The sequence below is a fragment of the Flavobacterium sp. N502540 genome (genome assembly GCF_025947365.1).
Lineage (GTDB): Bacteria > Bacteroidota > Bacteroidia > Flavobacteriales > Flavobacteriaceae > Flavobacterium.
On record NZ_CP110012.1, the window covers coordinates 1,194,983 to 1,215,111 of the forward strand.

Sequence of the window (20,129 nt, forward strand, 5' to 3'; positions counted from 1 at the left end):
GATAATTAGATAATTCTTCTACCCTTATAAACAATTAGACCCGACAGGTTTTAAAAACCTGTCGGGTCTTGTCTTAAATTATCTAATTGACAAATTATCTAATTCTCTAATTATCAAATTAATTCCTTCTGCTTCCGGAATAAACCGAGATATAGTACAACAAGGTTGCGATTGATCCGATAGCGGCAACAACATAGGTTCTCGCAGCCCATTTCAACGCATCCTTAGCTCCGGCTTGCTCTTGCTGCGTCAGCATATTTTTATTTTCCAGCCAAGCCAATGCTCTGTTACTTGCATCATACTCTACCGGCAATGTAATAATTGTAAATAAAGTTGTTGCCGCAAAAATGATAATCCCGATCAGCAATAGCCCTGGAAAGGTTCTGATCATTAAAATTCCGGCTAACAAAATCCATTGTACATAATTGGATGCAATACTTACAATCGGCACCAGTCTGGAACGCATTGTCAACCACTCATAACCAACAGCGTGCTGTACCGCATGACCACATTCGTGTGCAGCCACCGCAGCCGCAGCCGCATTACGTTCGTTGTAAACCACCTCACTTAAATTTACGGTTTTATCTGCAGGATTGTAGTGATCTGTTAACTGACCAGGTGTCGAAATAACACGAACATCTCTAATACCATTATCAGCCAGCATCTTTTCGGCGATTTCAGCACCACTCATTCCATTTCTTAATTGCAGTTTAGAATACTGCTCAAATTTACTCTTGAGCCTTGAACTCACTATCCAGCTGAACAACATAATTGCTCCGGCAAGAATCAAATATCCACTTCCCATATCTTTATTTTTTTTGATTGATTACTAAATTTACAGAACAAACCGCAAATTCTGAACCAAATTCAAAAAATGTCATTTTGACATTCTAGCGTCAAGGTATTCCTAAGGTAACTCTACAAAAGCTAAAAAACTTCTCTACAACTCCAGTTGTTTATTGACTTCTTCAAATTTCCCGATCAGATCGTTGATTTTTTCCTGTTGTTTTTTAATTTGTTTCGGACGAATGTAAAACCAGTTCACTCCTATCCAAAGCAATACCACTCCATAAATTAGCAATGCATTAACAAGCGTCATTCTCAAAGTATACTCATACATATACAAACCTATTCCGGCACCGAGTAAAATGAAGTACAGATTCAGAATTGTCGACTGCATAAACTGCTGTTTTTTTCGGATTAGAATCAATCGCTGCAGGTATTCCTGATTGGATTGTGTGGTATCGATATTTTTATAACCAACCAATAATCCATTATAAACACCAACATACATTATCATCGCTATAATCACCAGTACAATTCCAATTTTGGTAGAAATAAATTCCGGCTGATAGTAATACCAGACAAAAGCAATAAATGCAGTAGTTGCCAAAAGCAAAATATTAGTAATCCACAGATGGCGAAGGCCGGCTGCTTTAAATTCTTTCAATCTTCCCAATAAATCTTTCATATCAGGCTGACTTACGGATTGTTTTTTCCACAAATCTTTGAAATCTATATTGTTATTTTGGTCCATTTTCCTTAAATTTTTGAGTCAGTTTTTCCTTTATCCTGTGAATTTTCACTCTTGTATTTGCTTCCGAAAGCCCCACAATTTTGGCAATTTCAGCCTGCTTTACCTCTTCAAGTTCGAGCGAAATAATAATACGTTCCGTTTCAGGCAATTCAGCAATACACTGGTACAAAAACTGGATCTGAGGTTCTAACGATTGCTGTTTCTCTTCCTGTAAATTCACCGGAAGATCTGATTTAAGAAAACGCTTTTCTTTTTCAATTTGCCGCAAACAGTTATTAGAAGCTATCCTAAAAATCCAGGTTCCTATGCCCGACTCGCTTCTAAAGGTGTCCAGTTTTTGCCAGACAATAACAAAAGTCTCCTGAGCCAGATCCTGAGCAATATCATAATCGTTGACAAAACCCATGCAAAGTCTGAAAATTCTATCCCAATACGTTTTATAGATAACTTCAAATTCCATTAGTACTATTTTACGAAATTATTCACCTGATTTAAATACCATGCTGCATCATCATACATAATAAAGTGTAACCCTTTACCGGCATATTGAAAATTAGCATTTTTTAAATTTTGATACTGTCCTTCAATAGCAGGTTTTAAATTTACAAAATAAGATTCCAGTAAAATCAATGATGGGCATTTTACTTGTGCGATTTTTTCTCTTAAATCGGTATTAGAAAAATCGCAATACATTTCGGCAAATGTTTTTCGGTCTGATTTTACACTCCAGTCTACTATCATATCAATTTTTGAAGCATCCTGAACCAGTCTTGGCATTGTTTTTTTCTGCATGTCCAAAAACTGAGTCTCGGTCATAGCCGTCATCTGATTCACCATTGACGAGCAGTCGTTATCTTCTTTTGATTTAAAATTAGGATCCATCAGAGCAGCCATACATGGAAGCGCGTCAACTACAACAATTTTACCAACCAATTCCGGATAATCTGCTGCCAAAGCCAGTGCAAATCCTCCGCCCATACTGTGACCAATTACGATTGGCTTTTCGATTTTATTTGTTTTGATGAAGTCTGCAATTTCAGCTTCCCAATTTTTGAAGCTTGCATTCGGCTGTGGTTTCACTCCGGCAAAACCTGCCATGGTAAGTGTATAACAAGTGTGATCTTTTTCTAAATTGGCTCTGGTATCCTTCCACACATCTCCGGAAGAGGCAAATCCGGGAATAAATACTACGGCTTGTTTTCCTTTTCCGGTTTTAAGAACTTCGAACGGATACGATTTTGTTTGTGCAAATACATTTAAACATACTGCTGAAAATAATAAGGCGATAACTAAGATGATATACTTTTTCATTTTTAATAGATTTAAGTTGTTAAATGGTTTATTAGTTAAATTCGCCTTTTGGATACGAGATGTTTTAAAATGTTACAAATTATTTTAAAAAAAACAATTTTCAACCTCAAAAACCCAGATCCCAATCTCCACCTATAAGCCCGAATCCTCAGTTTTCACAAGGGTTCAGACACTTCAAAAAATTAATTATTTTTTTTCATAAAAAATATCTTTTCACACGACAATATCAATTCCGGTCAATACAAAAAACTACAAAACGAGGCTCTCTCAAATATTTATATTCCGCTCCGCCGGAGCTTCTTGAAACCGTAAAATTACATTTGCTATAAATATTTTGCTCCGCTGGAGCTGTTTCAAAAAAAACTCACCTCTAGCTTTTCATCCTTACGACGAAGGATACTCGAGCGATAGCGACTGACGAAGTAAATCACACAAGAAACTCCGCAAACCAAGTCGACAATCTTTGTCGATTAACTAGTGTGATTTCTCCCGTTGGTCGAAATGACAAAAAAATCCCAAATCCCAACAAAAAATGAAATTTGAAATTTCTATATTCAAAATTTGTATAATTCCTGGCTGAAAAATAAGTGCAAAAAAAATTCCAAACCCCAATCGTAAAATTGGAATTTGGAATTTATAGTATTGAAAAATTTATTTATCCTACAAGATTGATAATCTTACCAGGAACAATAATCACTTTATTTGGTGTTTTCCCATCTAATTGACGTAAAGTTCTTTCGTCTTTCATGACAATTTCTTCAATTTGCTCTTTGGTTAAATCCAAAGGCAATTCGATGGTGAAACGCATTTTTCCGTTGAAAGAAACCGGATATTCTTTATTGGTCTCTATTAAATGTTTGGGTTCGAAAACAGGGAAATCAACTGCCGCGATTGATTCTTTATTTCCTAATTGCAGCCATAATTCCTCTGCAATATGTGGTGCATAAGGAGAAACTAAAATTGCTAGCGGTTCTAAAATGGCTCTTGAATGGCAATTTTGAGCAGACAATTCATTTACACAAATCATAAACTGAGAAACAGAGGTATTGAAAGAAAAACTCTCGATGTCATCTGCTACTTTTTTAATGGTTTTATGCAATGATTTTAAATTGTCTTTTGTTGGTTCGTCGTTGTTTACGATTAAACCATTATCATCAAAGTACAATCTCCATAACTTTTTAAGAAAACCAAATACTCCCGAAATACCAGCCGTATTCCAAGGTTTTGCCTGCTCTAATGGGCCTAAAAACATTTCATACAAACGCAGGGTATCGGCTCCGTATTCGTTACAAATATCATCCGGAGTTACTACATTGTAATATGATTTCGACATTTTCTCGACTTCACGTCCGACGATATATTTTCCGTTTTCGTCAAAAACAAATTCTGCCGTATTGAAATCTTCTCTCCAGTTTTTAAATCTTTCTACATCCAATTCATCTGAAGAATTTACAAAATTAACATCCACACGAAGCGGTTGTACATTCTGATCTCCAATTTTATTCTTAGACACAAAAGTGTTCGTTCCTTCTAATCTATAAACATAAGCTGTCGTCCCCAAAATCATTCCCTGATTGATCAGTTTTTTGAATGGTTCTTCGGTTGGCGCAAAACCTTTGTCTTTTAAAAATTTGTTCCAGAAACGGGAATACAATAAGTGTCCGGTTGCGTGCTCGCTTCCTCCAATATACAAATCAACACTTTCCCAGTACGCTAATGCTTCTTTGCCTGCAAACTCGGTTTCATTGTGTGCATCCATATAACGCATCCAGTACCAGGAACTTCCTGCCCAACCCGGCATAGTATTCAATTCTAAAGGAAAAATCGTTGCATGATCTACTAAATCGGTATTGACAACTTTATTATTTGTGGTGTCCCAAGCCCAAACTGCTGCATTTCCCAATGGAGGCAAACCATCTTCGGTTGGTAAATATTTCTCTACTTCAGGTAAAATAATCGGTAAATGCTGTGCATCAATCATTTTTGGAAGACCATTCACATAATAAACCGGGAATGGCTCACCCCAATATCGTTGACGGGAGAAAACCGCATCACGCAAACGGTAATTGGTTTTTCCAATTCCCTGCCCTAATTTTTCTAAGGCCGTAATAGCGGCCTGAGTAGCTTCTTTATAATTTAATCCGTTTAGGAAATCAGAATTTGCGATCTCCACATTGTCTTTCGAACCATAAGCGGCCTCAGAAATATCAACGTTGGCAAAAATATTTTTGATTTCCTGCATTCCGTTCTGACCTTTAAAGAAATTTGCAAAAGCATAATCTCTCTCATCTCCGCAAGGAACTGCCATCACTGCACCTGTTCCGTATCCGGCCAAAACATAGTCCCCAATCCAAACCGGAATTGGTTCTTTCGTAAATGGATGCTCTGCATAAGCTCCTGTAAATACTCCCGAAATGGTTTTTACATCAGCCATACGCTCGCGCTCGGAACGTTTTGCTGTTTTTTCGATATACGCTTCAACTGCCTCTTTTTGTTCCGGAGTTGTAATTTTAGCCACCAAATCATGTTCCGGTGCCAAAGTCATAAAAGTCACTCCAAAGATGGTATCAGGGCGGGTTGTAAATACTTCAATAAAATTTGTTTCAGGTTTCACGTTTAAAGTTTCATCACTTTGCGCATCAATCTGAGACTTGAAACCTAAAACTTGAAACTTTACTAACGCTCCAACTGATTTTCCAATCCAGTTTCTTTGTGATTCTTTAATAGACTCGCTCCAGTCGATTTCATTTAAACCTTGAAGCAAGCGCTCTGCATAAGCTGAAATACGCATACTCCATTGGGTCATTTTTTTACGAATTACCGGAAATCCTCCACGTTCTGAAACACCGTTTACGATTTCATCATTAGCCAAAACCGTTCCTAAACCGGGACACCAGTTTACTTCTGTTTCTGCCAAATAAGTCAATCTGTACTGCAAAAGGATTTTCTCCTGCTGGTCAGACGATAAAGCATTCCACTCCTCAGCTGAGAAAGTTCCGATGTTATCATCCGAAACTGCATTTACAGTTGCATTTCCTTCTTTTTCAAAAAGAGCAATTAAAGTTGCTATATCTTCTGCTTGGTCAGTATTCTTGTTGTACCATGAATTAAACAACTGGATAAAAATCCATTGTGTATGTTTATAATAGTCCGGATTTGAAGTTCGCACTTCACGGCTCCAGTCAAATGAAAATCCAATTTTATCCAACTGTTTTCTATATCCTGCTATTTGTTTTCCTTCTTTATCTACTCCACCATCAATATTGACACGTGTAGTATCTTCCGGACGCTGTCCGGTTTGAATCGCATACTGTTCTGCCGGCAATCCAAAACTGTCGTACCCCATTGGATGCAAGACATTGAAACCCTGATGCCTTTTGAAACGAGAATAAACATCTGAAGCAATATAACCCAGCGGATGTCCTACGTGTAATCCTGCCCCGGATGGGTAAGGAAACATGTCCAACACATAATGTTTGGGTTTTTCAGAATTATTCTTTGCGGCAAAAGTTTGATTCTCGGCCCAATATTTTTGCCATTTGGCTTCTATTTCGTTTGGATTGTATTTCATTTCTAAGTGACTAAGATTCTAAGTTACTAAGGTTCTAAGCTTTTCACTAAATTAATTAAGCCGCAAATTTACATTTATTACAGATTGTAACAAAAGTATTTTAATACATAAAAATAAATTACAAATTCTTCATTTTTATCAAGATAAAATACAAGTCTAAAATTGCTTATATTGTACGAAAGTTAAAACTTTGGCCGTTATTAACTTCATATAAAGAAATTCTTTATTATTTTTACCCCATAATTTAAGCAAACTATGAGTTCTAACTTTGATAAATTTCAAAAGCGCAGGTTAATTTCCTCTTATTTTTCGGTTGTATTAAGTGTATTTCTGGTTTTATTCCTACTAGGAGTACTGGGATTATTCATTATCAATTCTAAAAAACTGGCTAATGATTTTAAAGAAAAAATTGCCATGACGGTTTTCTTTAAAAACGAGGCTAATGACAGCGTGATAAAAGCTTTCAATACTGAACTAAAAAGAGCGCCTTTTGCCAGATCATTCGTTTATGTAACAAAAGAAAAAGCGGCAAAAGAACACACTGACATTATCGGAGAAGATTTTCTGACTTTCTTAGGTGAAAACCCTTTATTGAATTCGTACGACATTCACTTAAAAGCGGATTATGTTGAAAGAGACAGCATCCTGAAAATAGAAAGCAAACTACGTCAAAATACCATGATTGAAGATATTGTTTATGATAAACAATTGGTTAATCTGGTAAATGACAATATCAAAAAAGTAAGTATGTGGATTTTGATTATCAGCGGTTTCCTTGCGGTTATTGCTGTTCTACTAATCAACAGTTCGTTACGTTTATCTATTCATTCGAATCGTTTTATCATCAAAACGATGCAAATGGTTGGTGCAACAAAATCGTTTATCCGTAAGCCATTTGTAATGCGCAGTGTAAAATTAGGAATGTTAGGTGCCGGTCTGGCTATTATTGCCCTTATCGGACTTTTGTTCTATGTCGAAACTAATTTCCCGGGCTTGGGCATTTTAGAAGATAAAGCCTTAATTGGACTGGTATTGTTAGCCGTATTCGGATTAGGAGTTTTGATTACCTGGGTAAGTACTCACTTTGCCACACAACGTTTCCTAAATTTAAGAACTGACGATCTTTATTAATTTTAGATTGCAGATTATAGATTTTAGATTGCAGATTTTTAAAAAGCCTTTCGCTACACGCGAAGGCACAAAAGAAATAAAATGAAAAACAACAATAAAGAAGAACAGACATCAAAACAAGAATTCCTTTTTGACGGAATTAACTATAAAATTCTATTAATCGGAATTGGAGTTATTGCCTTAGGTTTTATCCTAATGTCTGGCGGAGGAAGCAATGATCCAAATGTTTTTAATGAAGATGTGTTTAATTTCAGACGTATTCGTTTGGCTCCAACCACGGTTTTAATCGGTTTTGGAATCACGATTTATTCTATTTTCAAAAAATCCAAATAGACTTTATTTAGACTCCTTAGACTTCTTAGCTCTTTAGATTATTCAGATAATCTTTTATAAAATCTAAGAAGTCTAAGGAGTCTAAAATCTAACAATCTTATTAAATGAATACATTACAAGCTATCGTTCTTGCTATTATTGAAGGTATCACTGAATTTCTGCCTGTTTCTTCAACTGGTCACATGATTATTGCCTCTTCCTTTTTCGGAATTGCTCATGAAGATTTCACTAAACTTTTCACCATTGTCATTCAGCTTGGCGCGATACTTTCGGTAGTGGTTTTGTATTTCAAACGATTCTTTCAAACACTTGATTTTTATTTTAAACTTTTAGTTGCCTTTGTTCCGGCTGTCGTATTAGGTTTATTGCTAAGTGATTTTATCGATGGCTTATTAGAAAATCCTGTTACAGTTGCTATTTCTCTTTTGATAGGAGGTTTAATTTTACTAAAAGTTGACGAATGGTTCAACCATCCAAATACAACTGAAAGCTCTTCTGAAATCACCTATTTACAAGCTTTTAAAATTGGTTTATTCCAGTGTATTGCTATGATTCCGGGAGTTTCAAGAAGCGGGGCCAGTATTGTAGGCGGAATGTCTCAAAAATTATCCCGTACCACAGCAGCAGAATTCTCTTTCTTTTTGGCCGTTCCAACCATGTTGGGTGCGACAGTAAAAAAATGTTATGATTATTACAAAGCGGGATTCGAACTGTCTCACGATCAGATTAACATACTGATAATTGGAAATGTCGTTGCTTTTATTGTAGCGCTTCTGGCAATCAAATCCTTTATTGGATTTTTGACTAAAAACGGGTTTAAGGTTTTTGGTTACTATAGAATCATTGCAGGAATCATTCTGTTGCTGATTCACTTTTTCATTCATCCTCTTACGATTATATAATGACTCCTGAAGAATATTTAAACGGACAGGTTTTACTGATTGACAAACCTTTAAAATGGAGTTCGTTTCAAGCTGTCAACAAATTAAAATACCTTTTAATCAATAAAGTCGGACTTCCTAAAAAGTTCAAAATTGGTCATGCCGGAACTTTAGATCCTTTGGCAACTGGCCTATTGCTAATCTGTACAGGAAAGTTTACCAAGAGAATTTCTGAACTACAGGGTCAGGCAAAAGAATATACCGGAACTTTTTATATTGGAGCTACTACTCCATCTTACGATTTAGAAACCGAAATCGATCAGACTTTTCCAACCGATCATATTGACGAAACACTGATTCATGAAACGGTGAAACAATTTTTAGGTGAAATTGACCAAAAACCACCTATTTTCTCTGCGATAAAAAAAGACGGTATTCGTTTGTACGAGCATGCCCGTGCAGGAGAAACGGTAGAAATTGCCAGCAGAAAAACGACCATTCATGAATTCGAAATTACCCGAATCGCTTTACCTGAAGTAGATTTCAGAGTGGTTTGCAGTAAAGGGACTTATATTCGCTCTCTGGCTTTTGATTTTGGAAAAGCTATGAATTCCGGATCCCATTTAACGGTTTTACGCCGAACTAAAATTGGCGATTACGATGTGAAAAATGCTATTGACATTACACTTTTTGAAGAAAGTCTTCAGCAGGAATAAAGCATAACTTTTTTTTCAAGCCCCTTTAAGTAAGGTCGTGTCTTTTTCTTTTTTTGTACTTTAGTCACAAGATTAAAAACCAAAACATGAAAAACCACTTTTTACTACTATTGTTTGTCTTCACAATCTCATCAAACGGCCAAACCGTGAATCAAAAAATGGTTTCCACTGATATTGATAACTTCTGGAAGGCTTACGATAAAATTGTCGCCGAAAAAGACAGCATCAAACAATACTCTTTTTTAAAAGAACTCTACCTGGATAAAGCTACTCCGGGCTTAAAAAGCTTACTCGAGGTTCGAAATTATACTGCAAAAGACTACATCAATGCCATAAATAAATATCCTAAATTCTGGAATTCATTAAAACCAAACACTTTAAATTCTGCCGGACTTTATCCGGAAATTGATGCCGACATCAGTAAACTAAAACAAGCTTATCCCGATTTAAAACCATCCACTATTTATTTTTCTATTGGTGCGTTTCGAACAAACGGAACCATTCAGGAAGATCGGATTTTAATTGGAAGCGAACTGAGTCTGGCAGATGAAACTACCGTTATAGATGAACTTCCAGTCTGGAGACAACCCTTTTATAAAGAATACGAGCCAAGAAAAAACATTGCCCTGCTCTGCACGCACGAATATGTGCATACTCAGCAAAAAGAACTGGTCGAAGATTTGCTTTTGATGTGCCTTTACGAAGGTGTTGCCGAATTTGTTTCCTGTAAAGTAACCCATAAAAAATCAAGCTCTCCTGCAATTGAATTCGGGAAAAGCAATCAGCAAAAAGTAATTGATCAGTTCATCGCAGATTTGTACATCAAAAGCAACAATTACAACTGGATCTGGGGAGAAAACAGAAACCTTTTAAAAGTTAGAGATCTGGGATATTATGTAGGTTATGAAATCTGCGAACGTTACTACAATGCATCCAAAGACAAAGCAAAAGCAATAAAGACCTTAATTGAACTAGATTACCACAATGAAAAAGAAGTGGCACGCATAGTAGATGGTACCAAATTGTTTCCGCAAAGTCTAAAAAAATTACGTCAGAATTACGAAAAACAAAGACCTAGCGTTGTCTCTATCTCTGCATTTAAAAATGGAAGTCAAAAAGTAAAATCGGGAGAAACCGAAATCACGATTACTTTTTCGGAACCGCTAAACGGGCGCAGTACAGGTATTGATTTTGGTCCGCTTGGAGAGCGCTTTTTCCCAAAAGTGAACACGAACAGAATCTGGTCTGCCGATATGAAATCCTGGACTATTAAGATGGATTTAAAACCCGGCCAACATTATCAAATTTTAATTTCGGATAATTTCAGAAAACAAAACGGAGTAAGACTAAAACCTTTTTTAATCGATTTTAAAACTGCGGAGTAAAATTTTAAACCATTTTAGAAAATACTGAAAGCCCAAAAGCATCAGTATGGTGCAACACACTATAAAACAAATTTAAAAATAAGTAACGCCCTAAAAGAACAAAGAATTTCAAACCTATTTTATAAAAAAGGCTGAAAGCCTAAAAGCATCAGTATGGTGCAACGCACTATAAAACAGATTTAACAACAAGTAACGCCCTGAAAGGGCAAAAGCAAACAAAGAAACCTGTAGATCAATAAATTTTACCAGAAAACATAACACAAAAGACTGGATGAGTACTTTTTTTCTTTGTCTGTAGTCTTTTGCCCTTACAGGGCACAAATAATCATTATCTTCATTCATAGTGCAAAGCACTATGCTATGGCTGGAGCTCTTTCAGAGCAACCTGCTTAAATAACCTTACATGGTGAAGATTCTAAGCTATATTCTAAATCTCTTGTCAGATGCTATTTTTCATTATTTTTTACAGCACAGATTTACATATTGATCAATAAATTCAACATATACAAAAAAGAGTCTTGATTATTTTGTTTTGATCTCAAAGTCCAAATCTGCTGAATTCAAAAACAAAAAGCACATTACTTCAGGAATCCCCATAGCAATGTGCCGACTTCTTACAAAGTAGTTCTATTTCATAAGCTCTGTTTTTTTGAAGTTAGTAATGAGATATACTCTTTCCTCCAAACAACAAGCCCGAAACAAAATCGTAAAATCTTTCGAATAACTTTTTCATGATAGTGTAATTTTTAGTTGTTAAACATTAAATAAACACCAATAAAAAGAGTAAATAAGAAAATGAATAATAGAAGTGGGATGACTCCTGCAAGTTACAAAAAATTGAAGCAACACAAAATATTTTAGCATCTTTTTTATTACTAAAATTCTTATTTACAGCGGAATACCCGAAAAATAAGGCTATTCAACGATTTATTTCTTAAAAACTTAAGGAATCTATTTCAACACTCTTAATCACCATTATCGACTTACTGAATATCAAAAAGCTGTTTGTTTGTAAGCTTCTCCAAGATTTTTGCTGATGGCAAATTATCTTTATCAATAAAAGTTTTCATTACAGGAATATTATCGCAAAAAATGATATCCAGAGAGAATCTATCCTTTCCATAAATACCACGATGAATCATATTGGCAGAAAAAATCAGTAAATCTCCACGATTCAATCTTACAATTTCTCCGCGTTCTAAATCGTCACTTTGGAGACGGCCGTTCAAAGAATTTCTAACCTCAAACTCTTCCGGTAGATCCCATTCGCGATGTGTTTTTGGAATCAATTCAATTCCTCGTTCCCTTTTCAGGGGAATCCTGAAATGAACTACATTTTGAGTTTTGATGGCCTTCTTTTGATCTTCAACGGACATTCCTGTATATTGTATGTCGCGATGCCAATAATTCTTCTGGGCTTCATCTTTTGGATCAAAAAAAAGCTGGGTATTCAAAAAAACAGGCGGTTTAGGAAAGATAACACTTCGTATTTCTTCAAATTTGACTTGAGTCATAAATTCAAAAAGACGTGTTTTTTCTTCCTCCTTTAAACAATCTCCCTTGGTCAGACTGTGACTGTTTAAAGCTCCTTTTTCATAACTTGTTTCATTATCACGCAACCAGATTTCGTGGAATTTAAGGAGTACTTTTTCAATAGCTGCCAGTTCATTTTCAGAAAAAAAACTCTCCAGAAACACATATCCGTTTTGCTCAAAATTATTCATATTACTCTCTAATTTCCAGCACACGCATGATATCCATAAGTTCGTTTTGAGTACTCAACCCTTTGTCGGCCAAATACCACAATTGCAAATCAGTTTTGATTTTTTCATCAATTACGCCAAACTCTTTTTTATAGTTTGCCATTAATTCAGCAGCACCTTTGGGTCTTGGTCCCCAGTCCCCTCGGGCTATTCCGGTTTCTTTACAAATCACAATCACTTTTGGAATGGCCCTCCCGCCATTTGTCAGGTATTGATTCATTAATGCGTCATTTTCATCACGAAAAACGATTCGGAGATCTATCTTTTTATGTGAAGCCAGAGCCATCTTATTAATAATAGGAAGTATTTGTGCCGCATCACCACACCAGCCTTCAGAAATCACCAACCAGATATAATTGTGCTTTAAATTTTCTAATTCAGAAACTACCTCATCCGAAACTTTCATGGTTTTCTCTAATCGGTTCATTCTGGCTTCATTCAGCCTACTGTAATTGGTTAAGCTTTCGGATTGCTCATTGCCTGTTGATTTCCCTTCCAGTAATAAATCGGTAACTATTTTTCGATATTCGATATACGAATGACTATTGAATAATGCTTTGGCTATACTACTTTTCATATTTAGTTTTTTTGAGTTGTATAAAATTACAACTTTTAAGAGGACTTAAAGAATGACTTTTGTCACATTCGAAGAAATCCGAAAAAACGTTATAAATTCAAAACGAAAAGAACTATTATTTTTTTTAAAACATTATTTCTAAAAATCAGAATATGTCTATATTTGCACAAATTAACGCAACACAGAAATGAAATATAAAAGAATTCTTCTAAAACTTAGCGGCGAAGCCTTAATGGGTGATTTACAATACGGTATTGACCCTAAAAGATTAGCCGAATATGCTGAAGAGATTAAGCAAATTCACAGTAAAGGAGTAGAAATTGCTATTGTAATTGGAGGAGGAAATATTTTTAGAGGCGTTGCAGGTGCAAGTGCCGGTATGGATAGAGTACAAGGCGATTATATGGGAATGCTTGCTACCGTAATTAACGGAATGGCTTTGCAGGGGGCACTTGAAGACAAAGGAATGAAAACGCGTTTGCAGACTGCTTTGAAAATGGAATCTATTGCAGAACCTTACATTAAAAGAAGAGCAGACCGTCATCTTGAGAAAGGAAGAATTGTAATTTTTGGTGCCGGAACCGGAAATCCTTATTTTACAACTGATACAGCGGCCGTTTTAAGAGGAATTGAAATCAATGCAGATGTGATCTTAAAAGGAACTCGTGTAGATGGTGTTTATGATTCTGATCCGGAAAAAAATGCCTCGGCTGTGAAATTTGATTTTATTTCGTTTGATGATGTTCTTAAAAAAGGACTAAACGTTATGGATACTACAGCTTTTACTTTAAGCCAGGAGAACAAATTGCCAATCGTTGTTTTTGATATGAACAAAATTGGTAATCTTTTGAAAATCTGTGAAGGTGAAAACGTCGGGACGGTAGTTAACATTTAGACTACTTAGATTGTTCGATCGTTGGATTATTCGATTTTTAGAAGTTGTAATAGTTCTAATTTGTCAAAAAACACAGATTGATTAAAGTTTTGAATGCCGTTTTTTTGGAGAATTTCCAATAATCTAAAAATCCAGCCATCTTAAAATCAAAAAAAAGAAATATATTAGTTAGTAAATTAGAGGAGTATTTTTTTTAAAACATGAAAACCCAATCCTCTAAAATCTAAAAATCTAAAAAAATGACGGAAGAAATAGAATTTATATTAGACAGTACGGAGGAATCTATGAACGGTTCGATTGCGCACTTAGAGAAAGAATTTCTTAACATTCGTGCAGGAAAAGCTTCTCCGGCAATGTTGGGAAGTGTTTTTGTAGATTACTACGGAGCTGCAACACCACTTTCTCAAGTGTCAAAAATCAGTGTTCCTGATGCCAGAACAATTACATTACAACCTTTTGAAAAAAACATGTTGACTGTAATTGAAAAAGCGATCATGGTTGCCAATATTGGTTTCAATCCGATGAACAACGGAGACGTTATTATCATTAGTGTTCCGCCTTTAACAGAGGAACGTCGTAAAGAACTGGCTAAACAAGCAAAAGCTGAAGCAGAAGATGCTAAAATTGGTGTTCGTAACGTACGTAAAGATGCCAATACGGATATCAAAAAATTAGAAAAAGAAGGAACTTCTGAAGACATTTGCAAATCAGCTGAGGAGCAGGTTCAGAATCTAACCAATACTTACATCAAAAAAATCGATGAGTTACTGGCTGCCAAAGAAGCCGAAATCATGAAGGTGTAATCCTATTCAACACAAAATAAAAATCCGTTTAGTTAAATTATACTGAACGGATTTTTTTATTGTTATTTTTGCATACCAAAAGTACAAGTTGTCCGTTTTTGAAACTATAACATTCTCTATGAAGCTATTCTGTTTGTTGACTTTGTTTTTCACGCTTACCATTCAGGCACAATTTCAAATAAACGGAATTGTAACGGACTCTAATAACAAACCGCTTCCTTTTGCTACCATTACAACTTCCGACAGTAATAACACAATTACGGATGTTGACGGGAAGTTTATTCTGAAAGCACTTTCAAAACCGGAGACTTTTACCGTTTCATACATTGGTTTTCAAACAAAGACAATTGTAATTATCGACCACAAAACTTTTTACCCCGTTTTTCTTTTTCAAAAAACCGACGATTTAAAGGAGGTCGTGGTTTCAAACGAAAATCCGGCCCTTACGATAATTAAGAAGGTCATTGCGAATAAAAACAAAAACAATCCACAAAAAAAACTAAACAGTTTCGAATACAAAAGCTATAATAAACTTATTGTAACAGCGAATCCTGATTCTATTGACGGCAGAATTGACTCTACCGCCACGTACAAAAATTTCGACAAAAAGCGCATTAACATTGATTCTTCGGATTATAAATTCAAAGAAATAATTAGCAAGCAGCACTTGTTTCAAACCGAGAAAGTTTCACAATACCAGTTTGGCAACAACAAACTGAAAGAAACGATACTGGGAACCAAAATGTCCGGGTTTAAACAACCGATTTATGAGGTTATTGCTTTTAATCTCCAATCGATTTCGATTTACGATCCGAAATACGAACTGTTTGAAACGAAATACGAAAATCCGATTTCGAGTAGCGCTCCTCAAAGTTACAACTACAAAATTCTGGACACGGTAACTATAAAAGGGCGTGAAACGTACATGATTTACTTCAAAAACAAACAAAGAAGAAAGTCATCCGGTTTAGAAGGGGTTTTGTATATCGATCAGGAGAATTTTGCCATAGCTAAAGCGGTAATGCGTATCAAAGGGGTTCTGGACATTAGCGGGATTCATGAATTTGAATACGTGCCTAGTGAAAAAATATGGTTCCAAAGCAACACTACTTTTAAAATTGTAAAAGGGAAAAACGATGATGATATTAAGATTTTAGGAGGAACAATTCAGTTTGACGGAGATGTTGAGGAGAATTTTGACCCCCGGAAAAAATCGGCTTCCGATTTTACTTATCTGCTATCTGAGAGTAACAATTTTGACATTCACTATAACACTACTGCCCCTATAAAAGATCCGGCACTTTACATTGAAATTAAAGATGATGCCAACAAAAAACCGGAAGCCTTCTGGGAAGAATACAGAAAAGAAGATCTGGACTTAAAAAGTCAGAGGACCTATCAGTTAATTGACAGTCTTTCGATAAAGAAAAGAATCGAAAATCGTTTGGGACTTGGACGAAAAATCATCAATGGCTATTTCCCGATTGGACCTGTTGATCTGGATTTAAAAAAGATTATCAGTTTCAACAATTACGAAGGTTTCAGACTGGGGCTTGGCGGTATTACCAATGACCGTTTTTCTAAAAACTTCAGAATCGAGGGATACTCGGCTTACGGTACAAAAGACGGTCAGCACAAATACAGTCTGGGAGCAGGATTTTTATTGGACAAAAACACCAATACCTGGGTAAACGGATATTATACCGATGATGTTCGGGAAATTGCGAGTACCGTTTTTGCCGTTGACAAACGTGTTTTCAAAATTTACGATCCGCGTCCGATCAACATTAGTACTTTTTATCAATATGTGGGCTGGAAAGCCAATATACAGACCAAAATTATTCCTAAAACGGAAGCCGTACTGGAATTTTCGAGAACTTATGTCGAGCCTAAATTTGATTATCTGTTTAATTACAATGGAAAGCTGTATTCGGATTATATTATGACCATGGCAATGGTTTCAATCGTATGGGCTCCTTTTAGTGGTTTTATGCAAACTCCAACCGGAAGAACTGAAACCGATAAAAGATTTCCAAGGTTTACTTTTCAGTACACACAATCATTACCTAATGTGATGGAAAACGATTTTACTTTTGGAAAAATAGATTTCAAAGCTGAATACGAGAAGAAATACCTAAACGGTCAAAAAACGAGTTTGCTTCTGCAGGGAGGTTATGCTACGGGCGATGTTCCCATAACCCACCTTTACAATACCATGCCCAACAACTTAACAAAGGAAACCATTATCCAGCGTATTACCTTTGCCGGACGAAACAGTTTTGAAACGATGTTTTTTAATGAGTTTTTCTCCAGTCAGTATGTCTTCTTTCAACTTAAACATGGTTTTGACCGAATCAGAATCCTCAAAAAAGTGCGTCCTTCTTTGGTACTGGTAACGAGAATGGCATGGGGAAATATGGAAAATCCGCAACAGCATGTAGGTCCAATCTATAAAACTTTAGACAAGGGCTTTTTTGAATCCGGAATCGAACTAAACAAAATTTACAAAGGCATTGGTTTAGGCGGCTTTTATCGATATGGCCCGAACCAGTTAATGAAATTTGAGGATAACATTGCCGTTAAAATTTCTTATGTGCTGGATTTAGGTCTTTAAGTCTAAAGGTACCTTTTTTTAAAAATCCCAAATTCCAATTGAAGGTTTAGTTTCGTTTCAACAGAAAGAGAAACCTCAAAGAAATAAGGAAACAAAAATCCGTGCAAATCAGCGTTTTCGCAAAGCGAATCTGTGTCATCCGCATGTCAAACTACAATCTAAATTGCAATCTCTCGAATTCAATTGGAGGCTTAGTTTCGTTTCAACAGAAAGAGAAACCACAAAGAAATAAGAAAACAAAAAATCCCAAACTCCAGCAAAATTGGAATTTGGGATTTGAGATTTAGAATTTAATTTCTCTATGGTTTTAAAATCAAAACCGAAGGTGTATTGTTCAACCAGGTACTCTGAGATTCTATTAATTTCTTCCAGCTTTCTAAACTGATAATCATTAAATTTTGAGCCTCTAAGAATTCTTTTTTAATCGTTCGGTCGTGCATGATCATAATGTGATTCGGCGCGATCTGTTCGATAGAACGAATCGTTTCCTGAATATCTCTGGTACTTTTTACTTCCCCGCTGGCATCCAGAACGGTAATCTGAGACCCGTTGTTGTTGATTAATTTTTTGGCATAATCAATTAAGAAAGCATCTTCCTTACTAAAAACCGGCATGAAAACCTGATTGATTTCTTCCAGGTTTTTATCGATAAAGATTCCTACCGGCATCTTGCTTTTCGCAATAATATGACGTGTTCTCTCGTCAAAAGGAGAATTTTCAAACAACCCTTCTTTTCCGGTAAACTTATCGATTAAGCGGTCCGGGTTTACGATTCTGGTCGTAAATCCAAGAATTTTCCCCAACAAGGTTCCTTCAAAAATAGACTGTCCTAATCCAACTAATAATAAATCATATTCTCCCTGATTCGCTGTATCAATAATATCAGTATCAATATCATTTGTTACTTTAAAAACGCTAACCATATTCTGATTCAGACGTTCTGATTCTTCGACGACCGGCAACAACATTTTGCGCTCATGGTCTTTTATATCAAACGAATGTATTTCGGTACTTAATGACAAATGCATGGCTGTTACAATCGAATTATCGGCTTGTTTTTTAACCAGACTGTTGGCCAGTTTAAGCAGTTTTTTTCCTTTTTCAGGTGTTGCAAAAGAAAGCAGGATTTTATACTTGCTTTTATTTCCTATTTCCTGCGGAATGGCGGTTACCTTATCTTTAAATATAAAATCTATTAAATCCAGTGCCGGACCAGTCATAAACGTAGTTACCAAAGCCATAATAACCATCATGGTAAAAATTTCTGTCGACAGAACCCCTAAGTCGTACCCAATGTTTAGAACTACAAGCTCCATCAAACCACGGGTGTTCATTAATGCTCCGATCGCTAAACTGTCTTTCCAGCTTTGTCCGACAAATTTCGCCGCAAAGGCACTTCCGAAGAACTTTCCTGCTACGGCTACCCCAATAATTACGGCAGTTACCTTCCATAAATACGGATCGTTCAACAAACCAATCTGTGTACGTAAACCGGTAAACACAAAGAACAATGGCAGTAAAACGATGATCGCGACATCTTCTACTTTCTCAATAAAAATATTTCTGAAGGTATTGTTTTCAGGCATAATTGCTCCGGCTAAAAAAGCGCCAAACAAAGCGTGAATTCCGATAAGTTCAGCAGCATATGCAGAGAACAACAATGTTAGAAAAAAGATGGCAACCACAGGTTTATTCAAGCTCTCACGTGTTGAATTTAAATCCCCTACACGTTTTAAAAACGGACGAACTATTTTCAGCATGACAATTACATACAATAATGCCAGACCAATTACATACAAAGCACTTGTAAACGAACCTGCTTTTACAATAGCAATTACTACTGCCAAAATACACCATGCCGTAATATCATCGGCAGCGGCACACGTAATTGCGATAGTTCCGAGTTTTGTTTTTTGCATTCCGCGCTCCTGCACAATACGTGCAAGAACCGGAAATGCCGTAATACTCATCGCAATTCCCATAAACAGTCCGAAAGAGGCAAACTCCACCCCAACCGGAGCAAAAGTATGGTAGATAAAATAAGCTAATGAAAGACCCAGGGCAAAAGGGATTACAATACTTGCGTGACTTATAACTACAGCATCATGTGCTTTGTTTTTCAAAACCTTCAAATCCAATTCCATTCCAATCACAAACATGAAAAGAATCAAACCGATTTGACTTAAAAATTGCAGATTCCCTAAAGATTCTTTTGGAAATAAAGCGGCAGAAAATTCAGGAAAATACATTCCGACCAAAGAAGGTCCTAAAACAATTCCGGCAATCATTTCTCCAATTACGGAAGGCTGTCCTATTTTTCTAAAAAACCACCCAAACAAACGGGCTACTAAAATAATAGTCACGATCTGTGCTAATAAAATAGCCAAAGGATGCTGTAGGTTTTCTATCATCGAGTGAAGAAAATCATTCCAGTGGTTGCTTTCTATTTTTTTATGAACGACTCCGCGTCCGGCCTCAAGTGAAACCCCTTTTGAAATTACCCAATAGATCAGGCCCGTAAAACCGCCAATAACCGTAATGTAAAACAAGGAGTTTTTAAGATTATTCATAACTCGTTTTTTAGATTTATTGCTGCAAATATCAACACTCCA

Annotated in this window: 16 protein-coding genes; 8 read left to right on the forward strand and 8 right to left on the reverse strand. The window is 36.0% G+C overall.

Going from position 1 to position 20,129, the window contains the following annotated elements; translation table 11 throughout:
* Positions 1-118: 118 nt before the first annotated feature.
* The 5 genes from OLM58_RS05445 to leuS all read right to left on the reverse strand — a co-directional run bounded on the left by OLM58_RS05445 (position 119) and on the right by leuS (position 6,419).
* On the reverse strand, positions 119-805 hold the full coding sequence (locus OLM58_RS05445; protein ID WP_264531497.1) for a zinc metallopeptidase: 687 nt from the start codon (positions 803-805) through the stop codon (positions 119-121).
* A gap of 135 nt (positions 806-940) precedes the next feature.
* The gene (locus OLM58_RS05450) at positions 941-1,537 is read right to left on the reverse strand and encodes a hypothetical protein (protein ID WP_264531498.1); all 597 of its coding nucleotides are present in this window, start codon (positions 1,535-1,537) and stop codon (positions 941-943) included.
* Positions 1,524-1,997, reverse strand: a complete 474-nt coding sequence (locus OLM58_RS05455; RefSeq protein ID WP_026109961.1) for an RNA polymerase sigma factor — start codon at positions 1,995-1,997, stop codon at positions 1,524-1,526. The genes OLM58_RS05450 and OLM58_RS05455 overlap by 14 nt, the downstream gene beginning before the upstream one ends.
* A gap of 5 nt (positions 1,998-2,002) precedes the next feature.
* A complete protein-coding gene (locus tag OLM58_RS05460; RefSeq protein WP_264531499.1) occupies positions 2,003-2,848 on the reverse strand; it encodes an alpha/beta fold hydrolase in 846 nt (281 codons plus the stop codon).
* A gap of 655 nt (positions 2,849-3,503) precedes the next feature.
* Positions 3,504-6,419: a leucine--tRNA ligase gene (leuS, locus tag OLM58_RS05465; RefSeq protein WP_264531500.1), complete on the reverse strand. Its 2,916-nt coding sequence runs from the start codon at positions 6,417-6,419 to the stop codon at positions 3,504-3,506.
* A gap of 255 nt (positions 6,420-6,674) precedes the next feature.
* Here leuS and OLM58_RS05470 point away from each other — a divergent pair, with 255 nt between their 5' ends.
* The 5 genes from OLM58_RS05470 (at position 6,675) to OLM58_RS05490 (ending at position 10,865) form a co-directional block, all read left to right on the forward strand.
* Positions 6,675-7,550, forward strand: a complete 876-nt coding sequence (locus OLM58_RS05470; RefSeq protein ID WP_017496229.1) for a cell division protein FtsX — start codon at positions 6,675-6,677, stop codon at positions 7,548-7,550.
* A gap of 81 nt (positions 7,551-7,631) precedes the next feature.
* Complete coding sequence (locus OLM58_RS05475; protein WP_202703220.1) at positions 7,632-7,883, forward strand: DUF3098 domain-containing protein; 252 nt, start codon at positions 7,632-7,634, stop codon at positions 7,881-7,883.
* Positions 7,884-7,987: 104 nt separating this feature from the next.
* Complete coding sequence (locus tag OLM58_RS05480; RefSeq protein WP_264531501.1) at positions 7,988-8,785, forward strand: undecaprenyl-diphosphate phosphatase; 798 nt, start codon at positions 7,988-7,990, stop codon at positions 8,783-8,785.
* On the forward strand, positions 8,785-9,480 hold the full coding sequence (truB, locus tag OLM58_RS05485) for a tRNA pseudouridine(55) synthase TruB (RefSeq protein ID WP_264531502.1): 696 nt from the start codon (positions 8,785-8,787) through the stop codon (positions 9,478-9,480). The genes OLM58_RS05480 and truB overlap by 1 nt, the downstream gene beginning before the upstream one ends.
* An 86-nt stretch (positions 9,481-9,566) precedes the next feature.
* Positions 9,567-10,865, forward strand: a complete 1,299-nt coding sequence (locus OLM58_RS05490; protein WP_264531503.1) for a DUF2268 domain-containing protein — start codon at positions 9,567-9,569, stop codon at positions 10,863-10,865.
* Between the two features lie 983 nt (positions 10,866-11,848).
* Here the strand turns inward: OLM58_RS05490 and OLM58_RS05495 are convergent.
* Positions 11,849-12,589, reverse strand: coding sequence for a phytanoyl-CoA dioxygenase family protein (locus OLM58_RS05495; RefSeq protein WP_264531504.1), 741 nt, complete (start codon positions 12,587-12,589; stop codon positions 11,849-11,851).
* A 1-nt stretch (position 12,590) separates the two neighbouring features.
* A complete protein-coding gene (locus OLM58_RS05500) occupies positions 12,591-13,205 on the reverse strand; it encodes a thioredoxin family protein (protein WP_264531505.1) in 615 nt (204 codons plus the stop codon).
* 187 nt (positions 13,206-13,392) lie between these two features.
* On the opposite strand from OLM58_RS05500, the gene pyrH reads away from it, so the two are divergent.
* The 3 genes from pyrH to OLM58_RS05515 all read left to right on the forward strand — a co-directional run bounded on the left by pyrH (position 13,393) and on the right by OLM58_RS05515 (position 17,517).
* Positions 13,393-14,100, forward strand: coding sequence for a UMP kinase (gene pyrH / locus OLM58_RS05505; RefSeq protein ID WP_017496236.1), 708 nt, complete (start codon positions 13,393-13,395; stop codon positions 14,098-14,100).
* 239 nt (positions 14,101-14,339) lie between these two features.
* Entirely contained in the window at positions 14,340-14,903 is a 564-nt protein-coding gene (frr, locus tag OLM58_RS05510; RefSeq protein ID WP_249966454.1) for a ribosome recycling factor, read from the forward strand.
* 118 nt (positions 14,904-15,021) lie between these two features.
* Positions 15,022-17,517: a DUF5686 and carboxypeptidase regulatory-like domain-containing protein gene (locus OLM58_RS05515; RefSeq protein WP_264531506.1), complete on the forward strand. Its 2,496-nt coding sequence runs from the start codon at positions 15,022-15,024 to the stop codon at positions 17,515-17,517.
* Between the two features lie 299 nt (positions 17,518-17,816).
* On the opposite strand, the gene OLM58_RS05520 is transcribed toward OLM58_RS05515, so the two are convergent.
* Positions 17,817-20,087, reverse strand: coding sequence for a cation:proton antiporter (locus tag OLM58_RS05520; protein ID WP_264531507.1), 2,271 nt, complete (start codon positions 20,085-20,087; stop codon positions 17,817-17,819).
* Positions 20,088-20,129 lie beyond the last annotated feature (42 nt).